We start from the raw sequence: 22637 nt of genomic DNA, 5'->3' as shown, positions 1-22637 counted from the left end.
GGTTCGCTATTTTTGAGAATGTCCCCGGTAGCAGTTGGTGCCGTCGACCGAACACTCAATTCTGCAGCTTACGCCATCTGTTCCGAACACCAGATCAACCTCCCCCCCGAGCTCGTGGAGGATCAGATTGCGGATGAGATCGGTGCCATACCCGACCCGCTTCTCAAGTACCACGGGTGGGCCATCAAACTCGCGCCATACGAATTCCAAGCTCGCCGCATCGCCGTTTGACCTGCGGTCCCATGTGACCGAGACCCGGCCATTCGGCACCGACAGAGACCCATACTTCGCAGCATTGGTCGCGAGCTCATGAAGCACCCTTGCCACGGCCTGGGTTTCAGCTGGGCCCAGGATCATATCTGTTGCACCGATGATAATGTTCGTGCCGTTCACGTAGGGTGCAAGCTGGTTGCGAACCAACACATCAAGGCCGACTCCCTTCCAACCGTTTTGGCTCAGCAGAGTATGTGCGGCTGCCATAGATTGGATGCGCCCATCGAGCGATTGAAGGAAAGCGTCGGCGGTAAGGCTCCCCTGGTACGATGACTTTGCGACAGCTGCAACTTGAGAGAGAATGTTCTTGACGCGGTGGTCGAGTTCCGCAAGCAATTGCTGTTGGCGCATCTCGACACGCTTGCGCTCGGAAATGTCGCGGCAAATGCTCGACGCGCCGATGATTTTGCCGTTCGGATCGATGATGGGGGAGATCGTCAACGAAACATCGACTCGGCCCCCATTCTTGCCTTGTCGAACCGTTTCAAAATTCTCGATGCGGTCGCCGTATGGGATGCGTTCGAGAGTTGCGAACTCATCGGTTGGCGGAACTGCCGGAAATAGAATCGTGACCGGCTTGCCGATGACTTCCTCGGCCATGTATCCGAACAGTCGCCCCGCGCCCCTGTTCCAACTGATAATCCTGCCATTTAAGTCTTCGCCGAAGATTGCGTCGTGACTGGACTCGACGATGGAGGCGACTCGCTGCACCGCGTTGAGGTTCAGCCAGGTCTGATAGGCGGTCGCTGCGAAGGCGCTCAAGCTGGTCATCACGCGCAAATCTTCCGCATCGAAGCGGCGACTGATGTCATGCGCGACGACCCAGATTGTGCCGACTGCTTCAGCCTTGATGTAGAAGGGAATCAGCAGTCCTTCCTCGAGAACAGGCCTGATGGGCTCCCAATACGGGAAATCGACTTCAGGATGTGAGCATATCATGGCGGCGTCGTGGTCGAGGACCGTGCCGCATGGACCAAAGTTGCGCGGTGTGCCGCCGTTCAAGTGGGGAGCCCACTGCCCGGCGATGGCGCGCCAATGAAAATGCCTCTTCCCGTCCCCGTCCTCCAGGAGGCTGAGCCCGGCGGAGTGCGCGCGACATAGACCTAATGCGGTATCGGCGAGCTTCTGCAAGATAGTTTCCGGCGAGCTTGCTAATTCCTGCGCCAAAGCGATCAGAGCCTGGTTCTCTGCCGCGTAATCGGCCGGACGCGACGGACGCTGCCGCAACTCCTCCGCCGAGAGCATGGAACGGACGTTAGGTTTGAGCTCGCGGCCAGTGGACGTGGTTCGCTGCTTCGCATGCTCGGTTCGCACCTGACCGACCTAACACCGCACCGCGGCCTGAGAAAAGTTATATCTCGGGCGGTTCCCGATCCTAACTGAACTGAAATGATAAGTCATGTCATCATTTGCTGATGCTATTGCCGTCGCTTGGGCAAGGCCGCCAACTGAGGGGCCTTATAGGAAGGTCATCAGCAGACCGGCAAGGAAAATAATGGCGCCGGCGACGGCAATCCCAAGACAGATGCGCGCTTGGCGAGAATAAGGCTCGATTTGTGGCTCGGGGATCACGCAATCGACACGGCTATTGGAGGCCGGGCGTTCTCAGCCACTCGCTCATGTGCAAGCCCTCTTCGAACTGGCGGGCTTTGCACAGAAGGGTTTCTCGCTCGGTCCCCGACGGAGCCTCCTTGGCCTTCTCGCGCAGGTGCTCAGCCTTCGCCGCAAGGCGCACTTCTAATGATTGCGTTTGCTTGAAACGACGCCGCTTGGACATGGCGATCTCCCAGTTCGCGTTGGGCGGGGACACCGTGCTGGGCGTTCTCGTCACCGATGTGCGCCGCGGGCCACGGGTCATCTGGGAAAACTATAGGGGTTGGGAGGTGGCTTCCCTGACAACTGCTAATTCAAGGCCGATTAGATCGTGTGCACTTGTGCCGGCTTATTCCAGTGCGCAATCTGAGAGGGATTCATCCGGTTGTATGGTTGTGCCCGATGAACGGGAAGCCCTGTACGGTCAGAATGAGAATACCTCTGGTTGGGCAAATCCGGTCCGCTTTGGCGCAATGAGCAGACCTCCGCCGGACGAAGCGCAACTTCGCCGACGCCCCATAACGAACGCCCATTCAGCGAATGTCCGCTACAAAATGATCCATGTAGCTAAGTAGTTTTCTCCCGTCGTGATCCCGCAAGGCCTCAGACAGAACTCTGTCGATAAAACTTGCTCGGCCGGAATAGGCCAACGCCCACCGGCCGTACCTTCGCCGTTCAGCCGATTGCGATTGCAGGGTCAGAACTCCCTTATGCCTCTGATCTCTGAAGATTGCCGCCTTCATTGTCTCAAGGCCTGCATCCGGTTCCTCGAGAAACTGGGCGAAGTGACGACCAGAGAATATCAACACGCCGGTCAGTCCGAGCTCTGGATTTCCTGATTGTGCGTTGCTCCGGATGCCGGCGATCTCGTCATTCCCGTTCTCCTCAAGCGTGCTGATGCTGACGTAGAGTCATGTTCCAAACATTTCCAATCTCTCAGTTCGAGAGCTCGATAACTGAGAGTATAGTGGGCTCAGCGAGGAGGCCAGTAGATTTGACGTGGGTGATTTCGCGAGCGCCTCGCGCGCCCCCTGTTCGACGCGCCAGAGGCGAAAGACGTCTACTATTGGGGTTCGGGAGCAGCGGAGACGCCGGCCCGCAACTTGAAACCGCTACGATCGAGCGACCAAATATTGCGAGAGGTCGCTAACGCTCAGGCCGGTCAAGTCCTTTGCAAGCTCCCCGACAATGGATTTTTGGACGGCGGGAGAAAGCGATCGACGCAGATCTGCGAGCGTTCGCGGCGGTGCTACGATTACAAGACGCTCTGTTTGCAGCTCTCTCAGAAGGCGATCCAGAGCACCGGCGACGGTGCGGGCGAACCTGTGTTTCTCGACGTCATGCCAATCGGTCTGTTCCATCGCACTGCGGTTCGGCTGGATGCGCGACAGCACTCGTCCCGGCTTGTCCGACCCTTGTTCATGGGTCGGCGGGTTCTCATCTTCAAACGCCTGTTGGACTTTCAGGCGTGGTTTTAGACCATCCCCTTCATTGAGTAGGAAGAGGGCCTTGCGGCCGTCTCCGACAAAAACAACGGCGCGATGCGGCAACCTGATGTACGGCTCTTTCTTTGTCATGGACGCCTCGCAAGAGCCCGGCTTTCAAGCATTTTTCACCGACTTTCATGCTCTATTCGGAACGCCGGCCGCTCTCGAACAGAAACCACACGCGTCCCTCTGCCTCATCGATCCACGGCTCAATCAGGCTGGCGGTGGCAACGTCGCGATTTTCGTCGCATAGCTCGTGCGTCTGTCGGAGACGCTCAATCAGTTGAATGTTGTCGTCACGCAGTTCCGCAAGCATGTCGAGCGGCGTCACATAATCTGCGTCGTTGTCCAGCACACGTTGAAGACGAGAAACGTGTCCAATTGAGCGGATGGTCGTCCCGCCAATCTTGCGGACACGCTCGGCTATCAAATCTGTCGTCGCGAGAAGCTGGGCGCCCTGATCGTCCAGCATCAGGTGATCATCGCGAAAATGCGGACCCGAAACGTGCCAATGGAAGTTTTTCGTTTTGATATACAGCGCCAGCATGTCGGCCAGCAGCATCGTCAGAGCTCCGGAAATATCCCGCACGGCATTGGAGCCAAGACTGCTCGGGGTATGGAGTGGTGCGGCTCGACGCGATCGCGCTTCCGACATATCCATGTCACTACCCCTCTGCTTCACAAGGCTGGGCTCGCTCGCGCTTGACCTTGTGACAAATCTGATGATGTTGCCATTATTCGCTCCACACGTTGATTGGGGAAGGAGACGCATTTCTTCAGCTGGGCTGCGATGCCGCCCATCAAATCATGTCAGCCCCCTCGCCCTCAGCATTGGCAGCCGGTCGGGTAATCACTTGCCCGGCGAGCCCCGAGACGATTGACGCACTCCCTCTCGCAAACCGTACCTTCTAACGAAGCAGATTGACACTGCGCGGCAAATGACGGCCGTCAATATTCCGTCAGGCTTTCGCGTATCAGATTTCGCAAACCACGACCGCCTGCCTTGTCGCAAATCACGTCGTCGCGGATCTTCGATTGAGTCCGATTGCGCCGAAAGCCGCACCGCAATCGGGCGCGCAAGAACATTCGTGGCGATAAAGTTGACGATCATCAAGGCGGCCGTCCTCGCCCGGTGCGATAGGAATTTCGGGTGCCGGGTGCTGAACCGGCGCATGGCCTCGAACGCACAATCGTTCAAAGGATTGGCATGCAAAGTATGTACGGCCCCGCAGCGCCCACCTCCCTGGAGTCGTAGATGACCGATCCCGAAGACGGTCCAACGTTCCACCCCACGCGCCGCGACGTCATCGCAGCCGGTGCCGTCGTCCCCATTGCCATGGCGTTGCCGCCGGGCGCAGCGGCTCAGTCGCCCTCGGTGGCAGCGGCGTCCGGGCGGGTCGCGGTGAGCCTCACCATCAACGGAACGCAGCATGTCCTCACGATCGATCCGCGAACGACGCTGCTCGACCTGCTACGCGAGCATCTCGACCTGACCGGGACCAAGAAGGGTTGCGATCAGGGCCAGTGCGGCGCCTGCACGGTGCTATCCGATGGGCGACGGATCAATTCGTGCCTGACCTTCGCGGTCATGTTTGAGGGCCGGCACATCACCACGATCGAAGGCCTCGCGGCAGGCGGCACGCTGCACCCATTGCAGCAGGCCTTCATCGATCATGACGCATTCCAGTGCGGATACTGCACGCCTGGGCAACTCTGCTCGGCGGCCGGGCTGATGGCGGAAGGCCGCGCGAAGACCCCGGATGAGATCCGCGAACTGATGAGCGGCAACATCTGTCGCTGCGGCGCTTACCCGAACATCGTCGCGGCGATACAGCAAGCGATGGGGCGATCATGATCAATTTTCAGTACGTGCAGGCCACCGATGTGGCGGACGCCGTACGCCAGACCGACGGCGATCCACGTGCCAGGTTCGTCGCCGGCGGCACAAACCTGATCGACCTGATGAAGATGGAGGTCGAGCAGCCGACGCGGGTGATCGACATCACGCGACTGCCGCTCCGCCAGGTCGAGCCCACCCCGAGCGGCGGCCTGCGCATCGGCGCTCTCGTGCCCAACACCGATCTTGCCTATCACCCGCTGGTCGAGGAGCGCTATCCGGTCCTCAGCAGCGCGATCATGGCTGGTGCGTCGCAGCAGCTGCGCAACATGGCATCGACGGGCGGCAACCTACTGCAGCGCACGCGCTGTGCTTACTTCTATGATGTTGCGACGCCCTGCAACAAGCGGACGCCTGGGACCGGCTGCTCGGCGATCGAGGGGCTAAACCGCGGCCACGCAATCCTCGGCACCAGCCAGGCCTGCATCGCAGTGCATCCCTCCGACATGTGCGTCGCGATGATGATGCTGGACGCGACCGTGCATGTCACCGGGCCGACCGGCGACCGCGTGGTCCCGTTTGCGGACTTCCACCGGTTGCCGGGGGATGCGCCTCAGCGCGATACCAACCTCAACCCCGGCGAGATCATCACCGCGGTCGAGCTGCCACCAAAAGGGTTCGCCAGCCACCATACCTACCTGAAAATTCGCGACCGGCTCTCCTATGCGTTCGCCCTCGTAGCCATCGCGGCCGGGCTCGATCTCGACGGCGATACCATCAAGGAGGGGCGCTTCGCGCTCGGCGGCATCGCGCACAAGCCGTGGCGCGATCCGAAGGCCGAAGCCGTGCTCCGCGGCCAGCCGGCAAACGCCGCGACATTCACCCGCGCGGCCGACGTGCTGCTGCGCGATGCCCGCGGCTACAAGTATAACACCTTCAAGATCGATCTGGCACGGCGCTGCATCGTGCGCGCGCTCGGCCAGGCCGCGCGCGCCACGCCGCAGTCGCAGTCGCACAAGAAGATCGCGTGAGCACCGCCATGGCAGGCTATATCGGCACCTCCCAGTCCCGGATCGACGGCGTCAAAAAAGTCACCGGCGCGGCGAAATATGCCGCCGAGTTCAATGCGCCCGGCCTCGCATACGGCAGTATTGTCGCATCGACAATCGCCAAGGGGCGCATCGTGCACATCGATACGAGCGGCGCCAAGCGCGTCCCCAGCGTGATCGACGTGATCACGCACCAGAACCGCCCGTCCATGGCCGATAACGACAAGGCGTACAAGGACGACGTCGCTCCGCTAGGATCGCCGTTTCGCCCGCTCTACGACAACAGGGTCATGTTCAACGGGCAACCGATCGCGCTGGTTGTCGCCGAAACGTCGGAAGTCGCGCGCGACGCGGCGTCGCGAATTCGGGTGGAGTACACCGAGGAGCCTCACGTCACCAACCTGTTCCAGCAGCTCGACGCAACCATCTCGGTTCCGCAGCCGACGAATCCGAGCGAGGCCGTGTTCACGCCGCCGAGCGCGCGCGGCACGCCCGAACAGGCGCTCGCATCTGCGGCGGTGCGCCATGAAGGCACTTATTACGTTCCGATCGAGAACCACAACGCGATGGAGCTTTTTACCGCGACGGCGGTCTACGAGCCAGGCGGCAAGCTCACAGTGTACAATAAGACGCAGGGCGTCCAGAACGTCCAGCGCTATGTCTGCGGCGTGTTCGGCATGAAGCCGGAAGATGTGCGCGTCCTGTCGCCCTTCATGGGCGGCGGATTCGGCTCGGGATTGCGCCCGAATTTCGAGGTTGTGCTGGCGGTGCAGGCTGCGCTCGCGCTGCGCCGCCCGGTGCGCGTGGTGCTGACCCGCCCGCAGATGTACGCGCTTGGCTACCGGCCGGCGATGCTTCAGCGCATCGCGATTGGCGCCAACAGCGGTGGAACGCTCGACGCGATCACCCATGATGTGATCACCGTGACCTCGCAAAACGAAACGTTTTTCCGCCAGGAGACCGGCTGGTCGGCCCTGCTCTACAAATCCGCCAACGCGACATACGCGCACCGGCTCGCGCGGCTCGACCGCCCAACCTCCTCCGATCAACGCGCGCCGGGTGCCGCCACCGCCGTCTATGCACTCGAGTGCGCCATGGACGAGCTCGCGGTCGCCCTCAAGATTGATCCGCTCGACCTTCGAATGCGGTGCTATTCGGACCGCGACCAGATCCGCGACCGACCCTACAGCAGCAAGGCGCTACGCGAGTGCTACGCCCAAGGCGCGGCGGCCTTCGGCTGGGACAAGCGCAATCCGGCGCCGCGCTCGATGCGCGACGACGGCGACCTGGTGGGCTGGGGCATGGCGACCGGCGTGTGGGACGCAACGCAGATGCCGATCACGGTGCGGATCGCGCTCAGCGCCATCGGCCATGCGGAGGTCGCATGCGCGACCTCTGACATCGGCACCGGCACCTACACCATCATGGCGCAAGTCGCGGCCGATTCGCTCGGGATCCCGCTCGAGAACGTCAGCATCAAGCTCGGCGACTCGGCTCTGCCGCCATCACCGGTCGAAGGCGGCTCGTGGATCGCGGCCTCGGTGTCGAACGGCATCGCGACGACGGCCGCCGCCATCCGCGAGAACCTGTTGCAGATCGCCAAGACAATGCCGAACACCCCGCTCGCCAACGTCGGGCCGGACGACGTCGCGCTCGCAGGCGGCGATCTCGTGAGCCGGCTGGATGCGACGCGCGCGGTCGCGATCGTCGATGTCATGCAGCATGGCGGCATCGACCGCATCGCGCAGGAAAAGACCACGTCCCCTGTCCAGGACGAGGACCGAGCGCACAACACGCATTCGGCGACCTTTGCCGAGGTCAAGGTGGACGAGCAGCTCGGGGTGATTCGCGTCGCGCGGGTGGTCAGCGCGGTCGCGGCCGGCCGCATCCTCAACACCAAGACCGCGGCGAGCCAGATTCTCGGCAGCGTGGTGTGGGGTATCGGGATGGCGCTCCAGGAGGAGACGCTGATCGATCACCGGTTCGGCCGTGTGATGAACGCCAACATCGCCGAATATCATGTCCCGGTGAACGCCGACGTCTACGATATCAAGGTCATCTTCGTCGACGAGCCGGACGACAGCAATCCGCTGGGAGTGAAAGGGCTAGGCGAGATCGGCCTCGTCGGGGTCGCCGCAGCAATCGCCAACGCAGTCTATCACGCGACCGGAAAGCGAGTGCGCGACCTGCCGATCACGCTCGACAAGGTGATTGGCGTAGCGTGAGGCGCTTGTGTGTCCGGGAGCGCAAGCGGATGTGATGGAGGCAGTCTCTGTCGCCGAGGGTGCGAGATCGGCTCGTTAGGGAATGACCTTCCTGGCGCGCAGGGCAACGAAGAAGGCGCGGAACATTTCCTCGCTGTCGATGCACTCGGCGAAGCCCGCCTGCCGCGCCTTGATCGTGCTCGACACATTGTCGAAGCCACTATTGAAGATGAAGTCGGCGAAGTTCCACGATACGAGCTTCTCGTAGGGCGTGTCGAGCAGACCATATTTCGCGGCGATCTCACGCCACAGGTCGGCCTTGTCGGTCATGTAGGACGAGAGTGGGATCGGGACTGGCTCGGCGACCTCAATTTCGAACATGCGGGCGATGCGCGGCCAGATATACTGCCAACGGAATTGGTCGCCGTTCGTAATATTGAAGATTTCGTCGCGCGCAGCCGGAGTGACACCGGCCCAAACGGTCGCTGCTGCCAAAAGGTCTGCGGAACTGACCTGATAGAGGGCGCGATGGGCCTTGCCCGAGCCGGGGAAGCGCAGTGGAATCCCAAGCTCCTTGGAAATTGTCGCATAGACGGCTATCGCCACACCCAGGTTCATTGGGTTGCCGGTGGCGTAACCGATGATCGCCTCGGGGCGCAGAGCCGTCCAATGCCATGACTTTCCGACCTGCTGGCGCCGGAGGAAATCCTCCTGATCATAGTAGAAGTTCGGCGACATCAGGCGCGGATCGTCCTCGCGGGCTGGCGTCTTGAACGGCCCGAGGTCGGAGCCATACGCCTTGCCACCCTGATAGAAGGTCAAGTGGCTCAGAGCTGGCGACGCCATTTCGACCACCTCGACGAGGTTCTTCAAAATCGCCACGTTCACTCTGGACCGCTCGGAGGCACTCGCTTTCTCGATATAGGCCGCGAAGACGAGATGCGTCACGCCGTTGAGCTCGCCGAGCTTGCGCACGACATCCTGCCGGTCAAGCAGGTCGACCGTCAGGCCCTCGACACCTTCGGGAAGGTCGGCGTTGCGGCGGGAGAGGCCGTAAACCTTGGCCCCCCGTGTATTGGCCCACGCGGTTGCCGCCGCCCTGCCGGACACGCCGTGTACACCGGCGACGAGAACCACATTCTTCGAGCTCACTCGAAATTCCTTTCTGTGACTGCTGCCGGCGCGGGCGAGGCTCAACGCGAGGCCGCGGTCAGCGCGACGCAGACCGCGGACACATATCTAAGATGGGCTCGCTGCTCCTTCCTTCACGCTCTGCGCCGCCGCCAGCCAGTTCTCCCACATCGCTGGATCGACCGGGGAGCCATCGGCCCATTTTAAACCGGCGAGCAAAAATGCGACTTGCTCCTGAGGTCTGTCCATGCGCCGCCAGACGATCTCCACGAAGATCCGCATCGCATCGTAAGCCTCAATTAAAGTCATTGTTTCATGAGCCTGCATGGCAGACACTGTTCCGCAATTCATGACGCTGCGGGCGCGGCTGACGGCGCATGCTGGCGCAACCAGGCGCGCAAGGCCTCGACGCCCACGGCGCCGGGGCGTTGAGCGACGACGTTGCCCCTGTGGAACAGTATCAGGGTCGGAATGCTTCGAATATTGTAGCGGGCCGACAGCTCCGCTTCGGCCTCGGTATCGACCTTCAGGAAGCGAAGCTCGGGTTCGAACTCGGCGGCGGCGCGCTCGAAAACCGGCGCCATCGCTTTGCAAGGCCCGCACCATGCCGCCCAAAAATCGACCACAACCGGAATATCGTTGCGCTGGATGTGCGTGTCGAAGCTGCGGGCGGAAACCGGCGTCGGATGTCCGTTAAAGAGCTGCTGTCGACAGTGTCCGCATTTCGCTTTGCGGGCATCCCTCCCATCCGGGATACGGTTCGTGCTCGTGCAATGCGGGCAAACGATATGGCGGCCCTCTTTGCTCATGGCTCAATGTCTCCCGAATTAGTGCGACGCCAGAGGTTGCTTGCGATCCGGCGGCGGAAAGCTTTCATCGAGTTCGGCCAGATCCCGAGACGTCAGCCGAACGTCGAGCGCACCACGGTTCTCGCGCACATGCTCGGGCTTGCCCGACTGCGGGATCGCACATACGCCATCCTGGCGCAGCACCCAGGCCAGCGCCACTTGTGCCGGTGTCGCGCCGAGACGTGTTGCAATCGACTTGAGCGTGACGTGATGCAACACACGCCCCTGCTCGATCGGCGAATAGGCCATGATCGGCAGGCCGCTGCGCTGGCACGAAGGCAGGAGATCGAACTCGATACCGCGGCGCGCGAGGTTGTAGAGCACCTGATCGGTCGCGACATTTGCACCATTGGGCAAGTCGAGGAGTTCCTGCATGTCGGCGACGTCGAAATTACTGACGCCCCAGTACCGGATCTTACCCGCGCCCACCAAGGTTTCGAAGGCATCGACTGTCTCTTCCAGCGGAACCGACCCCCGCCAATGCAGCAGATAGAGGTCGATCACATCCACCCCAAGCCGAGCCAGGCTTCGGTTGCAGGCTGCTATCGTGCCGTGCCGCGTGGCGTTGTGAGGGAGCACCTTGCTCACCAGGAAAATCTCGTCACGCCGCCCCTTGATCGCCTCGCCGACGACACGCTCGGCGCCACCGTCGGCATACATCTCGGCCGTATCGATCAAACTCATGCCGAGATCGATGCCGAGACGTAGCGCGTTGACCTCCTTCGTTCGAATCAGCGGATTCTCGGCCATGTGCCAAGTCCCTTGGCCGAGCTTCGGAATATATTCACCTGAAGGAAGCACGATTGTCCGAGTGGTCTCTATCACAGTCATAGGGGGCGCTCCCTGGTCCTCCACACTTTGATGCAAATGTGCGAACTCCGGCAGGATCTGGTGCGGCAGGCTAAAGCAACATCTCGAAGAGCCGCGAGGCGAGTTCCCACTGCTTCGTCTGCGGATTTTTCAAGTCCGGCTCGATGATTTTCAATGCGCGTGCAAGCGCGACGCCAAGTCCCCCGGCAAGGTCCGGCAGCATTGCTTCGGTCTCGTCGCTATAGCTGAATTGCAGCGGCGGCCTGTGAGCGAGACGGTCGAGAATCGGCGCCCGCTCTATCGTTTCGTCCATTTTCCTGAATTGCTCGATGCATTCCTGGAGCCCGGCGGTGATCGGAAGATTCCAGGGCTCGATCAGGACGTCGCCGCCAGCTTTGGCGTCGGCCTCGGCGCGCAGTAACAACCGATAAATCCTATGATCGATGAACTCCTCGTAGCGCTTGAGGTCAGCCTTGTCGAAGTCGAGACCAGCCGCCTCGCGAAATAATCGCTGGAGCTTCCGCACGCCCTCTGGGCGCGGCGGCGGCATCTTGTCGGGAGGAAGTTGCGCGATCATCGGTCACGTTTGCCATTTTCCGCCGCCAGTCGCATTGACAGGCGTCATATGCTCAGAGATCTTTCGTCTCATGCTGCGGCGGCCTGCACCGGCTCTCCGCTTTGGCTGGTCCGCGCCGTCTCGAGAAACGCGTGGATCTGCTGCACGACCGTTGCTCCCTCGCCGATCGCCGCGCCAACGCGCTTGACGGATCCGAAACGCACATCACCCACTGCAAACACACCAGCCACGTTCGACTCGAGCGATGGCACGCTGGCGCCGTCGACCGATAGGAGGTCGTCAGGAGGGATGTTCGTGCCTGTTCGCACAAACCCCTTGCTGTCGCGGCTGACGTTGCAACCGCTCAGCCACTCTGTTGCCGGCTCCGCACCGATGAACATGAAGACGTTGCGGATCGTTTTCTCAACTTCCGCGCTGGTCCCGGTGCGCCAGCGGACGCGTTCGAGTTGGCCCTGCTCGTTACCCGACAACCTTACGATCTCCGTGCAGGTGAGCAACTCGATATTCGCTGTCGCTGCGATCCTGTCTATCAGATATTGCGACATACTCTCCGAGAGGCTAGATCCCCGCACAAGCATCCATACCTTCTTGGCATAGCGGCTGAGAAACACCGCCGCCTGCCCTGCGGAGTTGCCTCCGCCGACCAGCACCACCTCCTCGTTTCGGCATAGGCGAGCCTCGATCGGGGAAGCCCAATACCAAACTCCCCGCCCCTCGAAATGCTCCAAATTTGGTATGTTCGGCCTGCGATATCGCGCACCACTCGCGATCACGACACTCAGCGCGGTGACGCTAAGGCCGTCCGAAAGCTCGATCACGAAGGGATGGTGCTCACAACGAAGGTTCGTGACCGCCTCGGGGATGACCATCTCCACGCCGAACTTCTGTGCCTGCACATAGGCCCGCCCTGCCAGCGCCTGGCCTGAAATACCCGTCGGAAATCCCAGATAGTTCTCGATGCAGCTGCTGGCACCAGCTTGCCCCCCGAACGCCCGTGCGTCGAAGACGCCGACCGACAATCCCTCGGAGGCCGCATACACGGCCGCCGCAAGTCCGCCCGGGCCGGCACCGACAATTGCCACGTCGTATCGGCGCCCTTCGAGATCCGGAGGGACCATCCCCAGGACCCGCCCCAACTCAGTTTCACTCGGATTTTTCAGGATCGCCCCGTTCGGACAGACCACCAGCGGCAATTCTTCCGGTTTGCAAGGATAATGCTCCAAAAATGCTTGCGCATCCGGATCCTTTGCGGGGTCGAGCATTTGGTGCGGATAGGCGTTGCGTGCCAAGAACTCGAGCAGACGCACCATGCCGGGATGGCCATCGTGCCCGACGAGACAAGGGCCGCCGGCGCCCGCCTCGATGAGGAACACCCGTCGCAAGACCAGGGCGCGCATGATGCGCTCGCCGAGTTGAACGTCGGCGATCAGCAGGGCGCGAAGTTTGGCTGGCGGAAGCAACAGCGTTTCAACGGGCTCGGCTGCGCGCGCATCGACCAAGGCGGGTCCGCCGGAGAGTTGCGCGACTTCGGCGACAAATTCGCCTGCACCCATTTCGACGATTTTCCCCGCGCGGCCAAGTCGATCGCGAGCCTCGATGGATACCCGACCGGCAACGATGACGAACATGCCCGGTGGAATCTCGCCCGTCCGAAATAGATATTGATCGACGGCATAGTGCTTGATCTCGCCGAACCTGCGCATGCGGTCGATCTCGTCCGGCCCGAACTTGGGAAACATGTGCTCCCGGCGGGACTCAAGCATGCCGTTACTGCCCGTCTGGAGACCAGCGACAACCGTGTTGGATAGATCGTCCATTCTATGCGCCTTTCAGGACCATGGCCCCTGCACAGCGGAAGCGCTCCAAGGATAGCCTCGCGGCGCGTGCTGTGCGGTCAACCACTGGTCCGTCGTGAAGGCCTCGATCGCCCAAGAGCCATTGAATCGGCCAATGCCGGAATTCTTCTCGCCGCCAAACGGGCAGGTCGGCAAGTCGATGACCGATTGATCATTGACATGAGCCATGCCCACCTGCATTCGCTCGGCAAAGTGCACGCCCCGATGCAGGTCGCGCGTGAATACGGCGCCGCTCAGTCCAAAACTCGTCTCATTGGCCACAGCCAGGGCTTCTTCGGCACTGCCTACCCGGAGGATCGGCGCCAGAGGTCCGAATATTTCTTCTGCTGCAAGTTCCATCTGGTTCGTGACGTTCACGAAGACATGCGGTGGCAAAACGAGACCGTCCGGCTCGGCTCCGAGCACCTGTTTACAGCCGTCGTCGCGGGCGCGGTGAACGCGTGCCATCAGCTTCTGAAGCTGCGAGTTGTTGATGATCGGACCAATCATGGTATCGCCATCGCGGGGGTCGCCGGTTTTCAATCTCGCTACCCGCTCCGTGAAGCGTTCAACGAACGAGTGATAGACGGGCTCCTCGACAATGAGGCGATTTATAGCGATGCAGATCTGGCCCTGATGAAGAAACTTGCCGAATGTTGCGGCCTCGACGGCCTGATCCAGATCGGCGTCCGCGAGCACAACGAAGGGAGCATTGCCGCCGAGTTCCAGATCGATGCGCTTGATGATCGGCGCCTTTGCCGCAAGTTCCGCGATCCTGCGGCCGACCGGCGTCGAACCCGTAAACGAAATGACTCGTGGAACAGGATGACTGACGAAAGCGTCGCCGATATCGCTGCCGGCCCCGACGATGACGCTGAGGAGCCCCGCCGGCAAACCGGCCTCCTCGAGGATTTTCGCCAACAACAATCCGCCCGTGACCGGCGTATCACTTGAAGGTTTCACCACAACGGCATTTCCTACCGCGAGCGCCGGCGCGATGGTGCGATTGCTCAGATGGAGCGGCCAGTTCCAAGGACTGATCGCCCCGACCACTCCGACCGGCTTGCGCCGCACCTGATTTTCCTTGCCGGGAATGTCGGACGGAATGTAGCGGCTTTCGACCGCATGCGGCACCGAACTCGCCCACAGCATGACCGTATGAGTCACTTCCCACTCAAGGTTCGCCTTCAGTCGCGTGCTGCCGGATTCCTTGATCAGCCAATCGACGATTTCACCACGGCGCGCTTCCATCACGCCTGCCGCGCGGCGGAATACCTGCGCCCGCACCCCTGGAGCTGAGACGGCCCACTCCACCTGAGCCTTGGCAGCCGCTGCAAACGCGGCATCAAGATCGCGACGATCGGCCTGCTTGATTTCGAGGAGGACATCGCCGGTAAACGGATTCGTGTCGACCAGTCTGTGATCTGCCTGACCATGGCGCCAGCTTCCGGCAATCGGTAGCAGCTCGAACCGATCATAAGGCTGCGGGTCTCTCGTTTGAACCTTGCTGCCATCCGCTACTCTGGCTTCGTGGCGGTCGGAACTACGGCTGGCACTGCGCGCGACCATGTCCATCTCCCAGCAGGTTGGCTTTGGTAGCTGACGATGACGCAACGAACGATGCTCTGCCTTGACAGCCGTCAACAAACGCCGGAAAGCATTGCATCATCAACTGTCGTTTACGTTTCGCCCGCGCGTTCGGGGCCTCTGATCAGGCAGTGTAGTGTGGGCATCAATAAAATCTCGGGATCGGACCCAGCTGGGGCGTCGGTCTGTCCGACAAGTCGAAGACCATTTCGTCAACATAGCACCAGCCCCAGCCTTCTGGCGGATCATAGGCTTCAATGATGGGATGACCGGTTGCGTGAAAATGCTTCGTCGCGTGCCGATTCGGCGACTGATCACAGCAACCGACATGACCGCAGGTTCGGCAAACGCGTAAGTGTAGCCATGGGTCGCCCAGTTGCAGGCATTCTTCACATCCCAGAGCACTGGGAACGACGTCATGAATTCCTGCCAAGTGCCTGCAACGCTTTGCCATGTCATCCCCTCATTATCTGTCTGCTGCGTTCCGTCTGATCTCAAATCCCCGCCCGTTGCAGAGCGAAGGCCGTTCTTCGCCCTAACAGCTCGGGCAGGCCGTTCAGTGCAATCTCCGCTTCGGAGATGGCGCGTTGAACTGCGCTATTTCCGCCGTCTGCGGAGCCTTGCCGTTGAAGGTCAGCACATTGCCCTCGGCGGAGATCGCGACCTTGTCGCCGTCCTTCACCTCGCCGGCGAGGATCATTTCGGCCAGGGGATCCTGCAGATATTTTTGGATCACCCGCTTCAGCGGTCGCGCGCCGTAAGCGGGATCCCAGCCCTTCCCGGCGAGCCAATCCCTCGCATCCGCATCAAGCGTGAGCGTAATCTTGCGATCGGTCAGCAACTTCTGCAGCCGCGCGAACTGGATCTCGACGATCCGCCCCATCTCGCTGCGTTGCAGGCGGTGGAACAGGATGATCTCGTCGACGCGGTTGAGGAATTCGGGGCGGAAATGCCCGCGCACCATGCCCATGACCTGCTCGCGCACGGCCGAGGTATCCTCGCCCTCCGGCTGGTTCACCAGGAACTCCGAGCCGAGGTTCGAGGTCATGATGATCAGCGTGTTGCGGAAATCCACGGTGCGGCCCTGGCCGTCGGTCAGGCGGCCGTCGTCGAGCACCTGTAACAGCACATTGAAGACGTCTGGATGCGCTTTCTCGATCTCGTCGAACAGCACCACCTGGTAGGGCCGGCGCCGCACCGCTTCGGTGAGCGCGCCACCCTCGTCATAGCCGACATACCCCGGAGGGGCGCCGATCAGCCGCGAGACCGAGTGCTTCTCCATGTACTCGGACATGTCGAGGCGGACCATCGCGGTCTCGTCGTCGAACAAGTACTCCGCTAGAGCTTTCGTCAACTCGGTCTTGCCGACACCGGTGGGGCCCAAAAACATGAACGAGCCCATTGGCCGGTTGGGGTCCTGCAAGCCTGCCCGCGAGCGACGAACGGCCGTCGCGACCGCACGCACGGCCTCCGCCTGGCCGACGACGCGCTCACTCAGCGACTCTTCCATCTTCAGGAGCTTTTCCCTCTCGCCCTCCAGCATCTTGTCGACGGGCACGCCGGTCCAGCGCGAGACCACCTGCGCGATGTGGTTGGCGGTGACCGCCTCCTCTACCATCTCGCCGGAGTTCTGCGTTGTGTTTTCCTTGGCCTCGATCTCGGCAAGCTGCTTCTCGAGCTGCGGGATCCGGCCGTAGGCCAATTCGCCCGCCCTCTGGAATTCGCCGCGGCGCTGAGCATTGGCGAGTTCGACGCGCAACCCGTCGAGCTCCGCCTTCAGCTTCTGGGCGTTCACGAGCTTGCTCTTCTCGGCGCTCCAGCGCGCCGTGAGCGCCGCGGCCTTCTCCTCGAGATCGGCGAGCTCTTTCTCGAGCGACTGCAGCCGAATCTTGGAGCCAGGATCGCTTTCCCTCTTCAGGGCTTCCTGTTCGATCTTCAGCCGAACAATTTCCCGATCCAACGAGTCCAGCTCTTCCGGCTTGGAATCGACCTGCATCTTCAGCCGCGCCGCGGCTTCGTCCATGAGGTCGATCGCCTTGTCGGGCAGGAAGCGGTTGGTGATATAGCGGTGCGACAGCGTCGCAGCCGCAACAAGCGCGGAATCGGTGATGCGCACGCCGTGATGCTGCTCGTACTTGTCCTTCAGGCCGCGCAGGATCGAGATGGTGTCCTCGACCGAGGGCTCGCTGACGAAAATCGGCTGGAACCGCCGCGCCAGCGCAGCGTCCTTCTCGACGTGCTTCTGATACTCGTCGAGCGTGGTCGCGCCGATGCAGTGCAGCTCGCCGCGGGCAAGCGCGGGCTTGAGCAGGTTGGAAGCATCCATTGCGCCGTCAGTCTTGCCGGCGCCGATCAGCGTGTGCATCTCGTCGATGAACAGGATGAAGGTACCCCCGCTCGCGGTGACTTCCTGGAGCACGGACTTCAGCCGCTCCTCGAACTCACCGCGGTATTTCGCGCCGGCGATCAGCGCGCCGAGGTCGAGCGCAAGCAGCTTCTTGTCGTGTAGGCTCTCCGGCACGTCACCATTGACGATGCGCAGCGCGAGCCCTTCCGCGATCGCGGTCTTGCCGACGCCGGGCTCGCCGATCAGGACGGGGTTGTTCTTGGTCCGGCGCGACAGCACTTGAATCGTGCGGCGGATCTCCTCGTCGCGGCCGATGACCGGATCGAGCTTGCCGTCGCGCGCCGCCTGGGTCAGGTCCCGGGCATATTTCTTCAACGCGTCATAGGCGTTCTCGGCCGTCGCAGAATCCGCGGTGCGGCCCTTGCGCAGGGATTCGATCGCAGCATTTAAGTTCTGCGCGTTAACCCCGCCCTTGGCCAGCAGTTGGCCAGCCTCGGTGTTCTTGTCGATGGCGAGGCCGATCAGCAGCCGCTCTACGGTGACGAAGCTGTCGCCGGCCTTCTCGGCTGCCTTTTCGGCAGCGTCAAAGGCTCGCGCGAGTTCGGGGGCAAGATAAACCTGCCCGGCGCCGCCGCCGGAGACCTTTGGCACCTTGTTCAGGGCATCATCGGTCGCCTTCAGGATTGCACGGGAATTACCGCCGGCGCGGTCGATCAGGCCAGACGCCAAGCCCTCGCTGTCATCCAGCAGGACCTTCAGCATGTGCAGGGTGGAGAATTGCTGATGACCTTCGCGCATTGCCAGCGACTGCGCGGATTGGATGAAGCCCCTGGAGCGCTCGGTATATTGTTCAATATTCATCGTCGTCTTCCCTCGGCCTGCTGCTCCGCCCCAAAAATGCGATCAGCGAGGATACCGGGCTTCCGTTCGATCGCGCTCAAATATTGAAGACGCGCGACCTGCTCGCCAACCGCACGCTGCTCTGAGAATTATGTGCAAAGGTACGCATACCTCATCCTCTCGCAATTTCTGCAAGCGCGCGCTGACATTCGTCAACTCGTCAAGCGGCTTTCGCCGCACGCGTGCTGATGGTTGTCAATGCGCATGTTGCGTCGAGCTGTCATGAAAGCGAGATGATGCCTTCCGAAATCGCTCAACCCTTCTCAGCTCACCAGTCATCACAGGAGTTCGACCCATGGCGAAATCAGCCATCGCGGACGCAGGAATCAGGCTTTGCATCAACGGCTCCGAGCATCTGCTGCAGATCGAGCCGCGGGTCACGCTGTTGGATGCGTTGCGTGAATACGCGCATCTCTTTGGTACCAAGAAAGGATGCGATCAGGGCCAGTGCGGCGCCTGCACCGTTCACGTCGATGGACGGCGTGTCCTCGCATGCCTGACGCTTGCGTCCCAGGTCGAAGGGCTGGCGATTACCACCATCGAGGGCTTGGCAGTCAACGGCAGCCTGCACGCGGTGCAGGAGGCGTTTATCCGCCACGATGCCTTCCAGTGCGGATACTGCACGTCTGGTCAAATCATGTCGGCTGTCGCTTGTATTAACGAAGGCCGGACCGGTTCGGACACCAGCATCCGCGAATATATGTCGGGCAATCTATGCCGTTGCGGCGCCTATCCGCACATCGTCGCGGCTGTGCGCGACGCGGCGCAAGCGATGGATTTGGGAGAGGGGCGCGGTCGATGAACAATTTCGAGTATGTTCGGGCCACAGCCATTCCCGACGCGCTGAGGGCCGTAGCCGATCAGGCAGGTTCCCGCTTCCTCGCTGGCGGTACCACCATGGTCGACCTGATGAAATGCGGCGTGGAGGTCCCTTCAGCGCTCATCGACATTACGCGCTTGCCGGGCCTCGACACGATCGAAGCCGGTCCGGCGAGCGTGCGCATTGGCGCCCTCTCAAGAATGAGCGATGTCGCCGATCACCCCACGATCCGGAAAGAGTTTCCGGTCCTGTCGGAATCGCTGTGGCGCGGCGCCTCGGCGCAACTGCGCAACATGGCCACGATCGGTGGCAATCTCATGCAGCGGACACGCTGCAGCTATTTCCGCGAGCCAGGGGTCTACAGTGCCTGCAACAAACGCAATCCCGGGTCTGGCTGCGCAGCACTTGAGGGCGTCAACCGCGGCCACGCTGTCTTGGGCACGAGTCCGAGCTGCATCGCTACAAATCCCGGTGACTTTGCAGTTGCGCTTGTCGCCTTCGACGCTGCGGTCTATGTCGAAAATGGCAAGCCACGCCGCATCCCGATTGATGACTTTTTCACTTTACCCGGCGACACGCCCGACGTTGAGCATCCGCTCTCGCCGGGCGAGTTGATCGTCGCGGTCGAGATCCCGACCTCCCCGGCGTTGCGCCGCTCGCACTATCTCAAGGTCCGCGATCGCGAGTCTTACGAGTTCGCGGTGGCGAGCGCCGCTGTTGGCCTGGAACTCGAGGCGGACGGGCGCACGATCCGCGACGTCAGGGTCGCGCTCGGCGGCATCGCCACGAGACCGTGGCGGGCACGTACGGTCGAAGCCGCGCTTGTCGGACGTACCTTCGACGAGCCGACCGTGCGGGCCGCGAGTCGCCTGGCCACCGAAGGCGCCGTCGACCATGGCGAAGACCGTTTCAAGATTGACCTGGCTCCCCGCGTGGTCGCGCGTGCGCTGCTGACCGTTGGAGGGACTTCCTGATGTCTACCACCAGTTCTGAATCTCTGAAGAGCAACGGAGCGTTTCTCGGCCGCCGCATCGCGCGTGCTGATGGCGTTGCGAAAGTCACCGGGCGAGCCGACTACGCCCTCGAACACGATTTGGCAGATATCGTCCATGCCGTGATCGTCGAGAGCATCGTGCCGTCGGGGCGCATCGGAAAGATCGATCTTGCCGCGGCGCAGACGATACCAGGTGTACTGCGGATCTTGACTCATGCCGACGCCCTGCCGCTCAAGAGCTGTCCCATGGTTCCAGCAGGGAGCGTCATGGAGAGCTTCTTGCCGCTCCAGGACGATCGCATCCGTTACAACGGTCAACCGATTGCCCTCGTGGTCGCCGATAGCTTCGATCATGCGATCGAGGCTGCGGGCGGCGTGCGCGTCGACTACCAGGCCGAGCCGGCCGTCGCCGACATCGATGACCCAACGGCTCGACCAATTGATGTCCCCGGGGCTCCGTCATCCGGTATGGGCCGGGGCGACGCAAAGGGTGCGCTCGCGGCAGCAGCGGTTCGCATGGAGGCGACGTACACCACGCCGCGCGAATATTCCTGTCCGATGGAGCCGCTTGGAACAATCGCAGCCTGGGGCACCGATGGCGATCTGACCGTTTGGATGCCGAGCCAATGGGCAGAGGGTGCACGACGAGCATTTTCCGAGTGGTTTGCAATCCCGATGGAGAAGGTTCGTGTCATTTCTCCGTTCGTGGGAGGTGGCTTCGGAGTCAAGGTCACGGCTCACGCGGACGCGCTCCTCGCAGCGATGGCTGCACGCGAAATGCGACGACCGGTAAAGCTGGCGCTGTCGCGTCCGCAAAACTTCACCGGCAACGGCTTGCGTCCCGCGATACGGCAGAACCTGACGCTCGGCGCCAGTGAAGACGGAAAGCTGCAGGTGATCATTCACGAGAACACCAGCGAGACCTCCGTCGATGACGATTATGTCGAAGGTGGTGCGGCCACAGCCAGGGTCATGTACGCCGTGCCGAACCTGAGTTCGTCGCAGAAGCTGGTGCGGGTCAATTCCTTTACACCGAGCTGGAAGCGCGCGCCAGGAGAAGCGATCGGTGCCTATGCGCTCGAAAGCGCGATGGATGAGCTTGCTTACAAGCTTAAGCTCGATCCGATCGAATTGCGGCTACGCAATTATGCCAGTCAGGATCCCGAATCGGCGAAACCCTGGTCGACCCGCCGGCTCCGCGAAGCCTATGACGCCGGCGCACGGGCGTTTGGCTGGGAGCGACGCTCGCCGGAGCCGCGTTCGATGCGGGATGGCCACGAATTGATCGGATGGGGAATGGCGGGAGGCGCTTTCCCAAACGTGCACACGCCCGGCGAGGCCAGGGTCACGATTGCGGCCGATGGCTCGGTCGATGTTGCATCGAGCGGCGCGGACATCGGTGGCGGTACCTACACCATCCTTGCCCAGACAGCCGCCGACGCGCTCGGCGTGCCGTTCGAGCAGGTGCGCGTTCGGCTCGGCGACACCAGCCTTCCGCGCGCACCGGTCGCCGGAGTTTCGCAGATTGCCAATCTCCTCACCGGCGCCGTGGACAAGACCGCACGTGCCGCGCGCGAGGAACTGCTGACGCTGGCATCCAGTCATGCTGGTTCGCCGTTCAAGGCCAAGCGCGCGAACGATTTCACGATCAAGGATGGAAAGATCGCGCCGACGGATGGCTCCGCAGAAGCCGTCATGATTTCGGAGTTCATGCGCATGGTCGGGCGTGATCGTATCGAGGTCACGCGCAATACCATGCCGGCCGACAAGGCATCGTCCGAAAGCGAGCAGCGCGACGCGTATGACAGCTTCAAATATATGGGCCCATCGTCAGCTACCCACGCGACTTACGCATGGTGCGCGCAGTTCGTGGAGGTGCGCGTCGACGAGGACTATGGGACCGTGCGTGTCCGCCGGATGGTCGGAGCCTTTGATTGCGGCAGGCTCTACAACCCCAAGCTCGCCGAAAGTCAGTGGAAGGGTGGCATGATCATGGGAATGGGAGAGGCGCTTCTCGAAGCCATACACATCGATCGCCGCTATGCGCGCATCACCAACAATAACCTTGCCGAGTACGTCGTGCCGGTGAACGCCGACGTGCCTGATATCGAGGTCATCTCAGTCGGCGAGCCGGACTTTCACGCCAGCGCTCTCGGCGGCAAGACAGTTGGTGAAATCGGCGTCGTCGGCGCTGCCGCTGCCATCGCCAATGCCGTGTTCCATGCCACCGGCAAGCGGGTGCGCGACCTGCCGATCACCATGGAGAAGCTGATGTAGATGCGCGGCGTAACGACGGTCATCCGGCCGATGCCGGCAATCGGGACCAAAGGTCGGTGCGGGTCGCG

Annotated in this window: 20 protein-coding genes; 6 read left to right on the top strand and 14 right to left on the bottom strand. The window is 61.8% G+C overall.

The annotated features are described in order from the left end of the window. Positions 1–6: 6 nt before the first annotated feature. From A7X65_RS34430 to A7X65_RS34410, 5 genes are all read right to left on the bottom strand, one after another. Positions 7–1518 (bottom strand): PAS domain S-box protein, encoded by a 1512-nt coding sequence (locus A7X65_RS34430; protein WP_063693766.1) that lies wholly within the window; start codon positions 1516–1518, stop codon positions 7–9. 340 nt (positions 1519–1858) lie between these two features. Further along, positions 1859–2050 carry a hypothetical protein gene (locus A7X65_RS34425; RefSeq protein ID WP_063693765.1) on the bottom strand — a complete coding sequence of 64 codons (192 nt, stop codon included), beginning with the start codon at positions 2048–2050 and terminating at the stop codon, positions 1859–1861. Between the two features lie 349 nt (positions 2051–2399). Then, a complete protein-coding gene (locus A7X65_RS43935; protein ID WP_082885157.1) occupies positions 2400–2765 on the bottom strand; it encodes a BLUF domain-containing protein in 366 nt (121 codons plus the stop codon). Positions 2766–2978: 213 nt separating this feature from the next. Further along, on the bottom strand, positions 2979–3443 hold the full coding sequence (locus A7X65_RS34415) for a host attachment protein (protein WP_063693761.1): 465 nt from the start codon (positions 3441–3443) through the stop codon (positions 2979–2981). A 52-nt stretch (positions 3444–3495) separates the two neighbouring features. Beyond that, positions 3496–4014 carry a Dps family protein gene (locus tag A7X65_RS34410; protein ID WP_063693888.1) on the bottom strand — a complete coding sequence of 173 codons (519 nt, stop codon included), beginning with the start codon at positions 4012–4014 and terminating at the stop codon, positions 3496–3498. 594 nt (positions 4015–4608) lie between these two features. Between A7X65_RS34410 and A7X65_RS34405 the strand changes: the two genes are divergently transcribed. Genes A7X65_RS34405 through A7X65_RS34395 form a run of 3 tightly spaced genes read left to right on the top strand, consistent with a single transcriptional unit; the run spans position 4609 to position 8464 of the window. Further along, complete coding sequence (locus A7X65_RS34405; protein ID WP_081369174.1) at positions 4609–5208, top strand: (2Fe-2S)-binding protein; 600 nt, start codon at positions 4609–4611, stop codon at positions 5206–5208. Further along, complete coding sequence (locus A7X65_RS34400; protein WP_063693759.1) at positions 5205–6221, top strand: FAD binding domain-containing protein; 1017 nt, start codon at positions 5205–5207, stop codon at positions 6219–6221. Before A7X65_RS34405 ends, A7X65_RS34400 begins: the two co-directional genes overlap by 4 nt. Positions 6222–6229: 8 nt before the next feature. After that, positions 6230–8464 (top strand): xanthine dehydrogenase family protein molybdopterin-binding subunit, encoded by a 2235-nt coding sequence (locus tag A7X65_RS34395; RefSeq protein ID WP_063693886.1) that lies wholly within the window; start codon positions 6230–6232, stop codon positions 8462–8464. A gap of 75 nt (positions 8465–8539) precedes the next feature. Here the strand turns inward: A7X65_RS34395 and A7X65_RS34390 are convergent, their stop codons facing one another. The 9 genes from A7X65_RS34390 to clpB form a co-directional block, all read right to left on the bottom strand. After that, on the bottom strand, positions 8540–9595 hold the full coding sequence (locus A7X65_RS34390; RefSeq protein ID WP_063693757.1) for an SDR family oxidoreductase: 1056 nt from the start codon (positions 9593–9595) through the stop codon (positions 8540–8542). 87 nt (positions 9596–9682) lie between these two features. Next, positions 9683–9901, bottom strand: coding sequence for a hypothetical protein (locus A7X65_RS34385; RefSeq protein WP_063693755.1), 219 nt, complete (start codon positions 9899–9901; stop codon positions 9683–9685). 20 nt (positions 9902–9921) lie between these two features. Further along, positions 9922–10383 carry a thioredoxin TrxC gene (trxC, locus tag A7X65_RS34380; protein WP_063693753.1) on the bottom strand — a complete coding sequence of 154 codons (462 nt, stop codon included), beginning with the start codon at positions 10381–10383 and terminating at the stop codon, positions 9922–9924. Positions 10384–10401: 18 nt separating this feature from the next. Further along, positions 10402–11253 carry an aldo/keto reductase gene (locus tag A7X65_RS34375; RefSeq protein ID WP_063693751.1) on the bottom strand — a complete coding sequence of 284 codons (852 nt, stop codon included), beginning with the start codon at positions 11251–11253 and terminating at the stop codon, positions 10402–10404. A gap of 70 nt (positions 11254–11323) precedes the next feature. After that, on the bottom strand, positions 11324–11809 hold the full coding sequence (locus A7X65_RS34370) for a DUF1931 family protein (RefSeq protein ID WP_156528359.1): 486 nt from the start codon (positions 11807–11809) through the stop codon (positions 11324–11326). A gap of 68 nt (positions 11810–11877) precedes the next feature. Beyond that, positions 11878–13572, bottom strand: coding sequence for an FAD-dependent oxidoreductase (locus A7X65_RS34365; protein ID WP_063693884.1), 1695 nt, complete (start codon positions 13570–13572; stop codon positions 11878–11880). A 66-nt stretch (positions 13573–13638) separates the two neighbouring features. Then, on the bottom strand, positions 13639–15213 hold the full coding sequence (locus A7X65_RS34360) for an aldehyde dehydrogenase family protein (protein ID WP_082885170.1): 1575 nt from the start codon (positions 15211–15213) through the stop codon (positions 13639–13641). Positions 15214–15376: 163 nt separating this feature from the next. Continuing rightward, the gene (locus A7X65_RS41095) at positions 15377–15685 is read right to left on the bottom strand and encodes a UBP-type zinc finger domain-containing protein (RefSeq protein WP_071910839.1); all 309 of its coding nucleotides are present in this window, start codon (positions 15683–15685) and stop codon (positions 15377–15379) included. 102 nt (positions 15686–15787) lie between these two features. Then, positions 15788–18439, bottom strand: a complete 2652-nt coding sequence (gene clpB, locus A7X65_RS34355; protein WP_063693749.1) for an ATP-dependent chaperone ClpB — start codon at positions 18437–18439, stop codon at positions 15788–15790. A gap of 334 nt (positions 18440–18773) precedes the next feature. Between clpB and A7X65_RS34350 the strand changes: the two genes are divergently transcribed. From A7X65_RS34350 to A7X65_RS34340, 3 genes are read left to right on the top strand one after another with little or no spacing between them, the layout of a single operon-like run. Next, a complete protein-coding gene (locus A7X65_RS34350) occupies positions 18774–19280 on the top strand; it encodes a (2Fe-2S)-binding protein (RefSeq protein ID WP_063693747.1) in 507 nt (168 codons plus the stop codon). Then, entirely contained in the window at positions 19277–20272 is a 996-nt protein-coding gene (locus tag A7X65_RS34345) for an FAD binding domain-containing protein (RefSeq protein ID WP_063693745.1), read from the top strand. Before A7X65_RS34350 ends, A7X65_RS34345 begins: the two co-directional genes overlap by 4 nt. Continuing rightward, positions 20272–22569, top strand: coding sequence for a xanthine dehydrogenase family protein molybdopterin-binding subunit (locus A7X65_RS34340; RefSeq protein WP_063693743.1), 2298 nt, complete (start codon positions 20272–20274; stop codon positions 22567–22569). Before A7X65_RS34345 ends, A7X65_RS34340 begins: the two co-directional genes overlap by 1 nt. The last annotated feature ends 68 nt before the right edge of the window (positions 22570–22637 follow it).

The sequence above is a fragment of the Bradyrhizobium stylosanthis genome, from assembly GCF_001641335.1.
Classification (GTDB): Bacteria; Pseudomonadota; Alphaproteobacteria; order Rhizobiales; family Xanthobacteraceae; genus Bradyrhizobium; species Bradyrhizobium stylosanthis.
Note: the sequence above shows the minus strand (reverse complement) of the source record. Positions and strands in the feature narration are given on the sequence as shown.